This window comes from Oribacterium sp. P6A1, from assembly GCF_000702885.1.
Classification (GTDB): domain Bacteria; phylum Bacillota; class Clostridia; order Lachnospirales; family Lachnospiraceae; genus Oribacterium.
On the sequence record NZ_JNKO01000001.1, the window covers coordinates 1 to 14852 of the forward strand.

At 44.2% G+C, this 14852-nt stretch carries 13 protein-coding genes, 1 other RNA gene and 1 pseudogene; all 15 read right to left on the minus strand.

Annotation, left to right across the window (positions count from 1 at the left end):
- Nucleotides 1-306 (minus strand): annotated as a pseudogene (locus tag T515_RS00005) (hypothetical protein); the annotation flags it as partial.
- 77 nt (nucleotides 307-383) lie between these two features.
- Nucleotides 384-536, minus strand: a complete 153-nt coding sequence (locus T515_RS17250; protein WP_155988215.1) for a hypothetical protein — start codon at nucleotides 534-536, stop codon at nucleotides 384-386.
- A gap of 33 nt (nucleotides 537-569) precedes the next feature.
- Nucleotides 570-836, minus strand: a complete 267-nt coding sequence (locus T515_RS00010; protein ID WP_036606240.1) for a hypothetical protein — start codon at nucleotides 834-836, stop codon at nucleotides 570-572.
- A gap of 896 nt (nucleotides 837-1732) precedes the next feature.
- Nucleotides 1733-2080, minus strand: an RNA gene (gene rnpB, locus T515_RS16240) — RNase P RNA component class A.
- Nucleotides 2081-2177: 97 nt separating this feature from the next.
- On the minus strand, nucleotides 2178-3830 hold the full coding sequence (locus tag T515_RS00015) for a nucleoside kinase (RefSeq protein ID WP_036606241.1): 1653 nt from the start codon (nucleotides 3828-3830) through the stop codon (nucleotides 2178-2180).
- Nucleotides 3831-3954: 124 nt separating this feature from the next.
- Nucleotides 3955-4827 carry a Nif3-like dinuclear metal center hexameric protein gene (locus tag T515_RS00020; protein ID WP_036606242.1) on the minus strand — a complete coding sequence of 291 codons (873 nt, stop codon included), beginning with the start codon at nucleotides 4825-4827 and terminating at the stop codon, nucleotides 3955-3957.
- Complete coding sequence (locus T515_RS00025) at nucleotides 4824-5570, minus strand: class I SAM-dependent methyltransferase (protein WP_051671272.1); 747 nt, start codon at nucleotides 5568-5570, stop codon at nucleotides 4824-4826. The genes T515_RS00020 and T515_RS00025 overlap by 4 nt, the downstream gene beginning before the upstream one ends.
- A 103-nt stretch (nucleotides 5571-5673) precedes the next feature.
- Nucleotides 5674-7437 carry a DNA primase gene (gene dnaG, locus T515_RS00030; protein WP_036606243.1) on the minus strand — a complete coding sequence of 588 codons (1764 nt, stop codon included), beginning with the start codon at nucleotides 7435-7437 and terminating at the stop codon, nucleotides 5674-5676.
- A gap of 127 nt (nucleotides 7438-7564) precedes the next feature.
- Nucleotides 7565-8623: a deoxyguanosinetriphosphate triphosphohydrolase gene (locus tag T515_RS00035; protein WP_036606244.1), complete on the minus strand. Its 1059-nt coding sequence runs from the start codon at nucleotides 8621-8623 to the stop codon at nucleotides 7565-7567.
- A gap of 204 nt (nucleotides 8624-8827) precedes the next feature.
- Complete coding sequence (locus T515_RS00040) at nucleotides 8828-9196, minus strand: RidA family protein (RefSeq protein ID WP_036606245.1); 369 nt, start codon at nucleotides 9194-9196, stop codon at nucleotides 8828-8830.
- Between the two features lie 164 nt (nucleotides 9197-9360).
- The gene (gene ilvN / locus T515_RS00045; RefSeq protein ID WP_036606247.1) at nucleotides 9361-9855 is read right to left on the minus strand and encodes an acetolactate synthase small subunit; all 495 of its coding nucleotides are present in this window, start codon (nucleotides 9853-9855) and stop codon (nucleotides 9361-9363) included.
- 10 nt (nucleotides 9856-9865) lie between these two features.
- Nucleotides 9866-11500 carry a biosynthetic-type acetolactate synthase large subunit gene (ilvB, locus tag T515_RS00050; RefSeq protein ID WP_036606249.1) on the minus strand — a complete coding sequence of 545 codons (1635 nt, stop codon included), beginning with the start codon at nucleotides 11498-11500 and terminating at the stop codon, nucleotides 9866-9868.
- A 166-nt stretch (nucleotides 11501-11666) separates the two neighbouring features.
- Nucleotides 11667-12866, minus strand: a complete 1200-nt coding sequence (ilvA, locus tag T515_RS00055) for a threonine ammonia-lyase (RefSeq protein ID WP_036606251.1) — start codon at nucleotides 12864-12866, stop codon at nucleotides 11667-11669.
- 17 nt (nucleotides 12867-12883) lie between these two features.
- Entirely contained in the window at nucleotides 12884-13138 is a 255-nt protein-coding gene (gene ilvN, locus T515_RS00060) for an acetolactate synthase small subunit (RefSeq protein ID WP_036606254.1), read from the minus strand.
- Between the two features lie 13 nt (nucleotides 13139-13151).
- Nucleotides 13152-14810 carry a biosynthetic-type acetolactate synthase large subunit gene (gene ilvB / locus T515_RS00065; protein ID WP_036606258.1) on the minus strand — a complete coding sequence of 553 codons (1659 nt, stop codon included), beginning with the start codon at nucleotides 14808-14810 and terminating at the stop codon, nucleotides 13152-13154.
- Nucleotides 14811-14852: the final 42 nt, after the last annotated feature.

Below are 14852 nucleotides of genomic sequence, written 5' to 3' on the forward strand. Positions count from 1 at the left end.
TTTATGTTTAGACCAGTCTTTAATAGCCGTAAAGAATGACTTCCAGTCCTTTTCCAATAAACGAAGGATTTGTTGAGCCGACTGAGCGGTAGGCATCTGTTTGTAATCATCAAATTCAAGATCTGCTTTTAACAGCTTATCCATATCTCCGTACCGAAGCCATTTATCATTTTTGACAAATTCGCTACGGACTAGATAGTTTGCATGATTATAGAGATTCTTTGATTTATGGGTAAAGTCACAGAACATTGAGTAGAACGGACTATTATGTTTTATCAGATGTTTCTCTACTCTCTGAGCTATCATCTTCTTCTACCCCCCAAAAATAGCCACAACATTGAATATAAAAAATCTTATATATTTATAATCATTCTTTATTGTAATTAGTGACTATACGCACCAAACTGTGGATATTCTGCTAAAAGAACTTGATCACCAACTTTGTATTTTGGAGTTGGTGCATTCGCCTCGCTGACACCGCCAGATACCTTAGCCATCATATCATCATTAAGTTCTATGTTCTTATTCTCTGACATATCTGTTTCCTCCTTGTTGTGTTGTTCTTCTCATCAAAGGAATTGAATAATCTCCCATTTGGCTTGTCCTATTAGTTCAACTTTCACCCTTGTACCCGGCTCCAGCAGCTTTCCGATTGCCCAATAGTGAGCGCTTATATCTCGCCCGTCATCCGCATGTACCTTGTAAATCGTCGGATCTCCTGAAACACCAGGGCCAACTACTGTTCCTATTGCAGTACGTCCTCTTTCTTCAGCATTACCACCCGTAGCATTCGCCATCATCTTATCATTAAGTTCCATGTTCTTATTCTCTGACATTTTCTTATCCTCCTGTCTTAGTCGAAATTTTTTAGGAATCTTTCTAATTCCTTTTGTTCACGTTTTTTTGATAGATAAACTGTACCATTAATGCATTATTGGCACAATGATTCGCGTCTATTCGGTAAATTTTAATGTCTATTTGGCAAAAAACTCTGATTTTTGTGTTTTTTGTACATCAAAAAGAGGATGTGGAAATGATCTTTCATTTTCACATCCTCTTTAACTTAATAACTTAGTGACAGATACTTTTGACATTCATATCAATTCATGAATCTAACTGCTTATAGAGACCGATTCACTGTTGAATACCATTAAGATAGTTCTGCATTGTTTGAATTTTCTTCTCATATCAATAATCCCTTCCAAATAACATATTGCACAGAAATGTGTGTTGCATATTATCCCAATAACTTATTTCGACAGGGATTACTAAAAAATATTCTATAATTTTAAGTATTAAATATGAGGTAATTAATATTGTTGATACATAAAATTATTAAGTACGGAGAATAAGTTAGGATTTAAATAGTTTACATACAAAAAAACAGCGGCTCCCGAAGGAACCACTGTTCTGATGTAAAGATAAAGTCTTTGACATTACCTTTCATCCGCATCAGGCTGTTTTTTATATATCCTGAGTTTTACTATTCTATACCCTCTGCTTTAGCTGCGATTCCATATATTTCGTTTCATACTCAATCCCCTCAAATTGAAATAGAACAATATATGTAAGCGCTTACAACTCACAAAAGTTATTATAACATTAATAAATTAAATTTCAATAAAAACTTATAAAAAGTATTAAAATGGTTGGAATTGAGAGGGATTTGTTCGAAAATGAAAAAACTGCCCCAAAGGAGTTAATCCTCCTTCAGGGCAGTCTCAAAATCTTAGGATCGAGTATCGTAATAAGCCGGGTTATGTATCAAGTGGTCATCTATCTAGGGCGTATGTTGCCATACGTCTCAATCAACCTACCCGGAAACTGACGAGCAGCCATATGTTTCCTATTTGGTCTTTCTTCGAATGGGGTTTATAATGCCGCTCCTGTCACCAGTCGCGCGGTAGTCTCTTACACTGCCGTTTCACCCTTACCGGCAAAAGCCGGCGGTCTGTTCTCTGTTACACTTTCCTGTGCGTCACCGCAACCTGCCGTTAGCAGGCATCCTGCTCTGTGAAGCCCGGACTTTCCTCTCCCAGCCGGTTTCCCTTATACTGGCAGCGACCACATCCGATACTCGAACTAAAATTGTACTATCAATTCACAGATAATACAAGTGCTTTTTCTTTTTGAAACCTGTGTATATTCTTTCTGAAACCTGCGTTACAGGCAATAACCTAACCTACATCCAGGCAGCTTCCGCCGATGAACTCCCGCACGATGGAGGTTTGAGGAATGAGCTCCGGACTTATAGGAAGGATGTAATCCAGGAACTTGAGAAGACGTTTTGCTTCAACATGTTCCGGATCTCCTCTCTGTATCTGGAAAAGAAGCGGAGCTGCAAAAATCTTCAAAACCGGAAGCTCGTAAATCATGCTGGAGTTGACCATTACATCTGCGCTTTCCTGATACGGGAAGATATTTTTATCTTCTCCCTTTCTGACATTCTCCCACATGGCAATGGTGTTCTTTGCACTGTAGCCTCTTGTTCTGTTGTCACGGACTATGCGGCGGAGAAGTCTTCCGTCTGTGGTGGCGATGCGGTTGTGGGCGTCAACATTAATCTGCGTAAGAGATGAAATGTATATCCTGTACTTGTCGTTATCGGACAGTGAGGAAGACATCTCATCATTCAGGCAGTGTATACCCTCGATTACCAGAACATCATTGGCACCGAGCTTGCAGAAATCCCCTTTATACTCTCTCGTTCCTGTGAAGAAATTGTAGCGGGGAAGCTGGATGGTCTCGCCCTGAAGGAGCTTCAGCATATCGCTGTTGAACTGCTCTACGTCTACACACTTGATGGACTCGAAATCCTTGTTTCCGTTTTCATCAAGAGGCGCCAGGTCTCTGTCTCTGAAGTAATTGTCAACAGAGATTGGGTGAGGATTAAATCCCAGTGCCTTCAGCTGGATGCTGAGGCGTCTTGAAAATGTGGTCTTGCCGGAGCTTGAAGGTCCCGCTATCATAACCACCCTCTTGTTTTTCTCTGCGATATCCATGGCGATGTTTCCGATGGTCTTTTCGAAAAGAGCTTCCTGCATAAGGATCAAGTCATCGGAATAACCGTTCATGATCATCTCATTCAGGGAACCGATACTTGAACAGCCGATCTTTGAAGCCCACTTTGAGGATGTATGTTCTACTTCATACAGCTTGTTCTGAGGTACGAAAGCTGCCACCTTTTCAGGAGTGCTGCGGGTAGGAAGCATAAGAACAAAACCTTCACCGTAAGGAATAAGATCATAGTACTTTATATAGCTTGTGTTCAGCACCATGTAGCCGTAGAAATAATCAACAAAATTCCCCATGTAATAGAGGTTGACGCTTCCTGTCATTCTGAAGTGGAAAAGACGTTCCTTGCTGACCATTCCGTTTTCACGGAAAATCCTGATGGCCTCTCTGGTGCTGACAGACTTCTTGAGTATAGGAATGCTTTTTTCATGATACTCATCCATCCTGGCTTTTACTTTTTGAAGAAGTTCCGGTGTAGGTTTTACTTCACCTCTAAGGTAACAGTAGTATCCGCCGCCCAATGTATAATCAACAACCACTCCGAAGTCCTTGACATCTTCGCAGACATTGTAGAAGGCTTTTAGCATCATGAATATGGCGGATCTCTCATAGGTTGACTGACCTATCTTTTCCGTGCAGGTAATGAAATGAATCTCGCCGTCTCCAGGTACTGTATGATAAAGCTCATAAAGCATGTTGTTGTACCGTGCAAGCAGGATCTCATGCTCGTACAGAGGCTGAAAATGTCTGGCTACTTCAATAAAAGTTGTTCCTGTTGGAAATTCCTGTGTTTGTCCCTTTGCTGTGATTGTCATGTTGATCTCCATTCCGCCGCAAAAAACGCGGCACAAACAGTGATATTAAGTAAAATTTTCAGTATAAAAAGGTATCGTAGTAAGCTTCACATGACATGATCCCGAAAGTGGAAAACGGGGCTGTTTAAATATATTTTACCGGAAATCCGGTTTCATCCTTTATGATCTCCACCTCGGGAAAAGATTCCGAAAGGAAACTGCACATGTGTTCCACAAATATATGCTCAAGACCATAGTGTCCTGCATCTATAAGGCTTATACCCTCTTCTGTAAGGTCAAGTCCTTCGTGATGCCCCATATCTCCGCTGATAAAAGCATCCACATGAAGCTTCATGACTTCCTTAAGTTCTCCTCTGCCGGAACCGGGACAGCAGGCGATGGTCCTGATGGGGGCTCCTGCATCATAGAATCCGACAAAAGGAAGATGGAATTTATCCTTCACGAGTTTTGCCAGTTCATCACAGGTCATGGTATGAGAAAGCTTTGCAACAAAACCGATACCATATTCATTTATATCGGCGATGTTTCCATCTGTATCAGTGTCAGGTTCCGGGGTGGGAAGCATTGAACCGAAGGAACCGCCGTTTTCGGAGTCTTTAGGGGTGTATCCCGTAGCTTCCATAACAGAGAGCTTTTTAAGCCCCAGTGTTTCACAGACTATGTCTGCCATACCTCCCGGGCAGCTGTCATAGTTCGTGTGCATGGAGTAGACCGAAACATCATTCTGAATGAGGTCAAGAAGCTTCAGCCCCAGAGAGGACTCATCGTTTATGGCCTTAATGCCTCTGAATATCACAGGATGATGCGTGACTATGAGATCACAGCCGGATTCAATGGCTTCGGTGACAGCCTCCTGTGTCGCATCAAGTGCCACATAGACCTTACTCACTTCCTTGTCGTTCCTGCCCACCAGAAGTCCCGGATTGTCCCAGTCACAGGCAGAAGCTTTAGGTGCAAGCTTATCAAGCCTCTCAACTATATCTCTTACTGTTATCATCTGTATGCCTCCAATGCCTTAAGACAAATCTCATAGGACTTTCTGACAGTCTCATTTGCGGTTTTTTCCAGGATTCCCTCATATCGCAGTTTCTCTTTTTGAAGAAAGCTGAGAAGTGTCTCGTTTTTATCCCTAAGAAGGATACCGCCGTAGATGAAATCCTCATCATTTTTGTAGAAATCCAAAGTTTCATCCGGAGTAAAGCTGCCGGCTTTGCCCTGTGACAAAGAATCATCACAAGAGGGAAGCGTTTCATCAGGATTAGCTTTTGTTGTTTTTACGGGAACCGCAGTAATGATGGTATAGTACTTCTTTTCGTCAATCAGCATCTCTTCTTCTATGATGTTCATCCCGTTGTCTATCAGGAAATGACGGAAGTGTTCGATGTCCGACTGAGGTGAAAGAACAAAACGGTTAAAATCCTGAAGCCGTCCGGTGAGGATTCTTTCCATCAAAAGTCCGCCCATGCCTGCGATGATGACAGTATCCGCTTCATGGGGTTTTACTTCCCTGAGCCCGTCACTGAGTCTTGTTTCTATTTTTTCAGACAGTCCCTCCCCTGCGATATTCTGTGCCGCGCTGTTTAAGGGGCCTTTGTTAATGTCACAGGCCAGGGCTCTTCTCACTTTCCCTGAACGCACCAGCTCTATGGACACATAGGCGTGGTCGCAGCCTATATCCGCAATGGTTTCAGAAGGAGGAACCATCTCTGCTATTTTTTTTAATCTGTACGGTAAATTCATATAATGTCATTCTGAATCTCCTGTTCCGGTGAATATCAAATACTTTGGAGATAAGGTTCTTATATCCATTCAGGATATCCCTATTCCGGAATAAGTGATTCTGTTAAAGCTTTAAATTCTGAAGATCCGACTGCTGTTTGAAAAGCTCTGTCAGCATGTGGGGATCGATTTCATTTTCTATTTTTTTATTTAATGAGGTGAGTTTGATGTTTCGTATCACATCTTCCAGTCCACGTTTGAACTCATATTCATCGGTGTCATCTGAAAGCAGATTTCCGTTGAACATGCCGGCAACTTTTTCGTACTCCTCATCTGAGTCTCTGAAGCTGTCCAGAATCTCATTGGCAGGCGTCTCATTATAGACCATGGAGAGAACCTTCTGCATGGATGGGTCACTGAGATCCTCTGGGAAGATATACTCCCTGACCTTCGGAATGAGCTCTGGCTTTTCCTGAAGCCAGGTAATAAGCTGCTTCTCGGATTTCTGAAGAGCACTTTCCTTTTTCTTCACATTTTTCTTTTCCTGTGTGAAGCTGGTATGGTTGTAGATCTTTTCGTTTAGAGGCGAGTTATTTCTTTCGCGGAGATCCCCCATGTGATTAACCAGCTTACGGAGGCTGTCGTAATCTATCATCTGTTCTCTGGCAACAGCCTTTATATAGTTCTCCCGCTCTATAGGCTCCTTTATCTCACTGAGCTTTGAAGCGACTTCATTTGTGTACTGTGTCATGCCTGCAGGATCCGAAAGATCATAGTCCTGTTTCAGCACGTCTATAAGCCAGAGAAAACTGTTTTTGGCATTGTCTATGCGCTCCTGGAATTTATCAACACCCATGGCCTTGATAAATTCATCAGGATCCTTGTAGGGACGCATATTAATGACCTTTGTGTTGATTCCTACTGCTTTCAGCATGGGCATGGCTCTTTTAGCGGCGTTAATACCGGCACCGTCCGAGTCATAGGTCAGGAGAATGTCGCTGACATAACGCTTGAGAAGTTTGCACTGCTGTTCTGTGAGGGCGGTTCCAAGGGATGCAACAGCATTGTTAAAGCCGGCCTGATGGAGCTGTATGACGTCCATATAACCCTCGCATAGAATGAAGAACTTTTTCCGGGATTTTTTGGCATAACAAAGACCGAAAAGATTTCTTGATTTGTCAAAGAGTCTTGTTTCCGGACTGTTCAGGTATTTCGGCTCTCCATCTCCCAGGACACGTCCTCCGAAACCGATGACACGGTTGTTGGCATCCATGATAGGAAACATGACACGGTTGAAGAATTTGTCATAGATACCCTTTTCAGAAAAGGTTATGAGTCCGGAATCATGGAGAATGTTGTCATCGAAACCTGCATTCTTCAGGTACTGATACAATCCGTCCCTTGTCTGGTCGGCGTAGCCCAGTCCCCATGCCCGAAGAGTCTCGTCACTCAGTTCACGTTTCTTAAAATAGTTCATGCCGTTCTGACCCACAGGGTTTCTCAGAGCGTTGAAAAAATAAACTGCCGCTTTTTTATTTATATCAAGCAGCTTGATTCGAAGATCCGTATCCTTTTTCTGTTCGGCGCTTTGTTCTATCTCCGGGAGCTTGTAGCCTACATCATCGGCTATTTTTTTTACGGCCTCGGGAAAGGTCAGGTTCTCATATTCCATGGTGAACTTAATGACATCTCCACCCTTTCCGCAGCCGAAGCAGTGAAAGATCTGCATACGGGGATTTACGGAAAATGAGGCTGTCTTTTCTCCGTGAAAGGGACACAGACCGAAATAGTTGGCTCCCTTTTTTTTCAGATTTACATACTGCCCGATGACATCAACTATGTCAGCCCGGGATCTTAATTCTTGAACTGTCTCTTCAGGATAAAACAATGTGGTACTCTCCAGTTTGTTTACAAATATGAGGTATTGAGTATTTCAAATGATGGCAAAGCACATAGTTGTGTGCCATGCATCCCATAAGGACCTACCCAATAAAATTCCGGAAGATCCATATGAATCAGTATTTCTGCCATCCGATGGGAACAAAATACTCTTTGAATTTATATATACAGTAGTCATCTGTCATGCCGGCGATGTAATCACACACGCTTCTTTCATGGGCCAGCAGGATCTTCTTTTCCTTCATGGGATCATCTGATCTGATTGCCGAAAGCATATTTTCAAGCATGGTGGTATACTCAGAGGTCATGGATTCAGGATGCTCCATGTAGTAGTTGAAAAGAAGGCGGATCATCCGGTTTACCTTCACCTCTTCAGCCTTTGCGGCACCGCCGATGTAAATGTGGTCGAACATCCATTGTCTCAGAATCTGCATGGCTGTCTCTACCTCACGGGACATACGAAGCTCTTTCTGATCCTGAGAATTGTAAATCACATCATGTATCAGGGTGTTGAGACGTTCTTTTACAGAATGACCCAGCACATCGGTTATTTCTTTCGGGATGTCACTTTCTTTAATAAGTCCTGCGCGGATGGAATCGTCTGTGTCATGATTTATATAGGCGATCTTGTCTGCAAAACGTACTGCCTGGCCCTCCAGTGTGTGAGGGTGTCCCGAGGTACGGTGGTTGAGAATTCCGTCACGTACTTCCTTTGTAAGGTTAAGTCCCCTTCCGCCTTTTTCCAGAACCTCAACGACTCTGACGCTCTGTTCGACATGAGAGAATTTTTCGTGGCAAAGATCATCCAGAACTCTTTCTCCGCTGTGTCCGAAGGGGGTATGTCCCAGGTCATGTCCTAGGGCAATGGCTTCTATCAGGTCTTCATTGAGACGAAGGGCTTTTCCGAAGGTACGGGCGATCTGACTTACCTCCAGAGTGTGTGTGAGTCTGGTACGGTAGTGATCACCTTCAGGCGCTATAAAGACCTGTGTCTTATGCTTCAGTCTTCTGAATGCCTTACAGTGGATGATGCGGTCTCGATCTCTCTCATAGCATGGTCTGATATCATCCGGCTCTTCAAATCGGTCACGTCCTTCCGAGTTTTTGGATAATGCTGCATAAGGAGATAATGTTTTCTCTTCCAGCTCTTCAAGTTGTTCACGAATACAGCTCATACACACCTCCCGATATCAAATAATACGTAAAGCATAGCATTTTGAGCCCATCTCCGCAATAATTTGCGAACGTTTGTACATAAAATAGATGGGGTGCAAAGTCGGAAGCCTTCCGGTATCAAATATAAAAGGAGGCTTCATCTAACGAAGCCCCCTTCCGATTCAATATTTCTTTTTGGCTTTATACCGGCCGGCCTTTAGCATTTAAAGCTCTGCAATAGCCTCGATCTCGCACTTCACACCCTTAGGAATGTCCTTTACTGCAACGCAGGATCTTGCAGGATTTGATACAAAGTACTTTGCATATACTTCGTTGAATGCAGCGAAGTCGTTGATATCGCTTAAGAAGCAGGTAGTCTTAACAACCTTATCCATAGAGCTTCCCGCAGCCTCTACCAGGGCCTTTACATTTTTGCAGCTCTGCTCTGCCTGTTCTGCTACTGTTTCTGCAACGTTTCCTGTAGCAGGATCAACAGGAATCTGACCTGAACAGAATACAAGATTTCCCACCTTCATGGCCTGTGAATAAGGTCCGATTGCTGCAGGTGCATTATTTGTTGATACAACTTCCATTGATTTATCTCCTTTAGATTGAATTAATATGATTTTACCACCTTCATAATAAATGGCATTTATCAATTACTAATGATATCCATAAAATATTTTGTCGTGCTTTTTCGTTCTATGGTAATTCCGAAAGTTATATTTATCAGAACCGGATAGAACAGATTTGAGTATTATTTCTCCTCACCCTGATCTTTAATCTTCGTTATAGCGAGAGTTCCGGTTCGCGCAAGTTCTACTATACGTATAGATTTAAGAGTGTCAAGGAACATCTGAACTCTCTCAGGGGTATCGCACATCTTTATGGTCATCATGGACTTTGAAAGATCCACGATTCGGGCTCCCATGATCTGGCAGTTCTCCATGATGTCTTTTCTGTTGTCACGGTTGTATCTGATCTTTACGAGAACCAGTTCCTGACTTATACCTTCGCTTTCATCAAAGGTCTTTACCTTTATTATATCAAGCTTCTTGTTGAGCTGCTTCTCTATCTGTTCGAGAGTGCGTTCGTCACCGCTTGAAACGATGACCATATTGGAAACAGTCTTATCCTCGGTTTCACCAACAGTCAGAGAATCGATGTTGAAGCAGCGTCTCCAGAAAAGACCGGCTACCTTGGCAAGAACACCGGATCTGTTCTCAACAAGGCAAGAATATATTCGTTTCATTTGGTCCTCCTTAAGCTATCTCTGATGGGTCAACAGTGACTTCCATAAGTATGGATTCATCCTTTTCAAGGAAATCATCCAGCTTTTCGGCCATCTCGCTGTTGTTTGAAAGTTTGATGTATTTCACGCCGTAAGCTTCGGCTATCTTATCAAGCTCCGGACTTCCTGAAAGATCCGTAACCGAGAATCTGTCCTTATAGGTAAAATGCTGATACTGCCTTACGAGACCGAGCCAGCCGTTTTTAATGACTGCGATCTTTACAGGCACACCGTACTGACGCATGGTGGCAAGCTCCATAAGGCACATCTGGAAGGCACCGTCGCCTATTACCGCAACCACCTGCTTCTTTGGATCTGCAAGCTTCGCGCCGAGAGCCGCCGGGATGGAATAACCCATGGTTCCCATACCACCTGATGTGAAAAAACGTCCGTTACGCATGATGTAGTTTCCGCAGCTCCACATCTGGTTCTGTCCTACATCCGCAACATAAACAGCATCATCCTTCATCTTCTGACAGAGCTCAATGATAAATTCTTCGGGAGTGACGGTTGAAGATTTTCTCACCCTCTCCAGGAGCTTCTGAAGCTTCTTGTCCTCAGTCTCCTTTTTGTAGGCCTTAAGTCTGTCAACCCACTCGTTGTACTCGGAGTCGCAATCCTGCTGATTGAAAACCTCAAAAACGCTTGCGATATCACCTACAAGAGGAATCTCAGGTCCGGCGTTTTTTCCGATTTCTGCAGGGTCAACATCTATGTGGACAAGCGTCTTGTTCTCAGTAATGAGGTCTGGCTGGCTAATGCTTCTGTCCGCAACTCTGGCACCCACCATGATGATCATGTCAGCCTCATTCATGGCGCGGTTTCCGTAGGAATTACCGTTGTTTCCGACCATGCCGAAAAACATGGGATCGTTGGACTTCATTACGCCTATACCCATCATGGTGCAGACTACAGGGATCCTGTTGTTGTCGGCAAAGCTTCTTACAGCATTAACAGCCCTTGCCAGGTGAACTCCCCCGCCTACGCAGATGATAGGACGCTTTGCCTCTTTGAGTCTCGCAAAAACCTTTTTGATCTGTACCGTATTTCCCTGTACGGTAGGTTTATAGGTTCTTAATTTTGCTTCATCCGGGTACTTAAATTCCTTTATTTCGGCCTGCTGAACGTCTATAGGGATATCAATGAGCACAGGTCCTCTTCGCCCTGAATTGGCAATGTAAAATGCCTCCTTCATGATGCGGGGAATGTCTCCTGCGTCACGTACTATATAGGAATACTTAACGAAAGATTCGCAGGCTCCTGAGATATCTGCTTCCTGAAACACATCTGAACCCACAAGACTGCTCTTCACCTGTCCGGTGATGACCACTATAGGAATGCTGTCTGCAAAGGCAGTGGCTATACCTGTGATGATATTTGTGGCACCGGGACCTGAGGTAACTGCTGCCACGCCCACATTTCCGGTGGCTCTTGCATAACCGTTTGCGGAATGGGCTGCATTCTGTTCCTGACGGACCAGTACGGTCTTAATGTCTGTGTCCAGAATGCTGTTGAAAAAGGGAGCTATGGCAACTCCCGGATATCCGAAAACATATTCAACATGTTCATTCTGGAGACATTTAACTAAAGCGTCTGCACCTGTCATATATTGATATCTCCTTTAAAAGATTGATATAAATGTCATAAGTCTTTTTCCACTCGTGCTTCAGCAAATGTGGAGGGAATGCCTGATGGCAAAATGAGATTCGGTCCGATATCGCATTTTGTCATTACATCGCTGCAGCATGGCATTTCCTGATATTGCCCGGATATCAGACCAGCTTGAAGCCTTCTTCCACGAACTTTGATCTGATGGCTTCGATGTGTTCGAAGTTTCTTGTTTCCATCTGTAGAGTAAGATAGCATCCGTTGATGTCTGTGTCCATGGAGATGGTGTTATGGTCAACCTTTGTGACATTGGCACCCATGGAAGCAACGATATGTGATACCTCCTCCAGCTGACCCGGCTTATCCAGAAGCTCGATGGTGAGAGTTGCCTTTCTTCCGGTTTTGATAAGACCTCTGTTGATTACGCGTGAAAGGATATTTACATCGATATTGCCGCCTGATACCACGCAGACAACCTTCTTGCCCTTTACAGGAATCTTGTTGAAAAGTACTGCAGCTACGGAAACTGCACCTGCACCCTCTGAAACAACCTTCTGCTTCTCCATAAGTGTGAGGATGGCTGCTGCTGTTTCGTCGTCTGTAACCGTTACGACTTCATCAACATATTTATTTACCATATCGAAGGTGACATCTCCCGGGCACTTTACGGAGATACCGTCTGCAAAGGTATGAACCTCACTTAGAGCTTCTACCTTTTTGTCCTTTATGGCTTCTACCATGCTGGCGGCACCTGCTGCCTGGACACCGTATACCTTACAGTTGGGATTAAGCTTCTTTACTACGAAGCTGACTCCGGAGATGAGTCCGCCTCCTCCTACAGGAACAACAACGGCGTCTGCATCTGCAAGCTGATCACAGATCTCCATACCGATGGTTCCCTGGCCTGCGATTACATCAACATCATTGAAAGGATGGATGAACACAGCTCCCGACTCCTTCTGATATTCTACAGAAGCGGCATAAGCGTCATCATAAACACCGTCAATCAAACGAATCTCCGCACCGTAGCTCTTTGTAGCCTCCACCTTGGAAATAGGTGCTATGGCAGGCAGGAAGATGGTTGACCTGATTCCTGCGCGCTGTGCTGCAAGAGCAACGCCCTGTGCATGATTTCCGGCTGAGCATGCAACAACTCCCTTGGCTTTCTCTTCATCAGTAAGGGTTGAAATCTTGTAGTATGCGCCTCTGATCTTGAATGATCCGGTGTTCTGAAGATTCTCAGCCTTTAAGTAGAGATCGCAGCCTGCATCGATTCTGGTGGCATGTACAAGTTCTGTCTTGTTGATAACCGGTTTAAGTACGTGTGCTGCCTGATAGACCCTGTCCAATGTTAATTCGTTCATAATTCCTCCCAAATCTTTTAGTCTTCCATCATTTCTGTTCTTAAGTCAACCTTCCGGATATCGTAGAGCTTTTCAAGCTGGGATATGACCTGGGTTCTCATATAGTCATCTCCTGTGGAAACGATCTCTATCTTCGTCACTCCGGGAATATCCGTAGGACCGGCATGAATTGTCTCGATATTGTAGCCCCGCTTTGAATAAAGGCCTGTGATCCTGTTGAGTACGCCGAAACGGTTATTTACCCAAAGATCGATAATGAATCTCTCTTCCATAAAAACCTCCTGTTTAATCCTTCAGTATGATGTTCTTTATTGACTTTCCGGGCGGGATCATCGGAAGAACCTTTTCATCCTGATTTATATGACAATCAATTACGTAGGAACCTGTATCTCCGGTATCGGTCTCTGTCAGTACCTTTTCAAGTTCTTCAAGAGTGGATACCGAATATCCCTTTGCTCCGAAGGCGTCTGCAAGGGCTGCGAAGTCAGTTTTTCTGTTAAGGGTTGTCTGGGAATATCTTCCCTCGTAGAAGATTCCCTGCCACTGTCTTACCATACCGAGAACATTGTTATCGAGGATTACAACAGTGATGGGAAGATCCTGACTGACTACGGTACAGAGTTCATTGAGATTCATTCCGAAGGAACCTTCCGATGTGAAAAGAACGGTTCTCTTTCTTCCTGAGCCGATACATCCTCCGATGGCAGCTCCCAGACCGTATCCCATGGTTCCAAGACCACCTGAAGTAAGAAGAGTTCTAGGAGCTTCAAAGTCGTAGAACTGAACGGTCCACATCTGATGCTGTCCCACATCCGTTGCAACAACTGTTGTATCGGTTGTGTGCTTTCTTACTGCATTTATGATGTTCTTCGGACAGAACTCACCGGGACGATCGGGAATCACTACCTTCTTGAACTCCTCTACTTCATTTCTCCACTCCTGATGGCGAACTCCCTTGAGTTCTGAAAGAAGATCCTGAAGTATGGTCTTTACATCACCCTGTAAACAGAAGTCTGAATTTACATTCTTTCCGAATTCGGCCTTATCTATATCGATATGGATGACTGTGCACTTTCTGGTGTATTCATTGATATCACCTGTGGCTCTGTCTGAGAAACGTACTCCCACTGCAAGCATGAGATCACATTCGGACTGAGCCTTTGTGGCGGCGTACTGACCGTGCATTCCGCACATTCCCAGATTGTATTCGTAGGAATCCGGCAATGCTGTTCTTCCCATCATACTGAGTCCTACAGGTGCATCCAGACGATGTGAAAGCTCCAGAACCTCCTTCTCGGCATTGGCAGAGATAACTCCGCCTCCGCAGTAGATGAAAGGTCTCTGACAGTTTCTGATGGCTTCCAGAACCTTTTCCTTTACGAAAGGAACCTTGGGCTTGTCAGGCATGCGCGGAACAACCGCGATTCCGTATTCACAGAGATCTGTCTGAACGCTCTTTGGAATGTCTATAAGAACCGGACCCTTACGTCCTGAGTTTGCGATGAGAAATGCTTCCTTGATGGTCTGCTCCAGCTCCTGTACGTGGCGTACCATGAAATTGTGTTTAACAACAGGCTGGGTGATACCTACGATATCAACTTCCTGGAAACTGTCACGTCCTAAAGCATTGATGGAGACATTGCCGGTGATGGCAACCAGAGGAACGGAATCAAGATATGCATTGGCGATACCTGTTACAAGATTTGTTGCACCCGGACCTGAGGTGGCGATGACAACGCCTGTTCTTCCGGTGGCTCTTGCATAACCGTCAGCAGCATGACATGCTCCCTGCTCGTGGGCAGTGATCACATGATTGATTCTGTCTGAACTTTTATAAAGCTCGTCATAAATATCCAGAACAGCACCGCCGGGATAACCGAAAACTGTATCAACACCCTGTTTGATAAGCTCCTCTATCAGGATTTCTGCGCCTTTTAATCTCATATCTTTAAACTCCTTTGATGGTGAATTTATATATGTGAATGT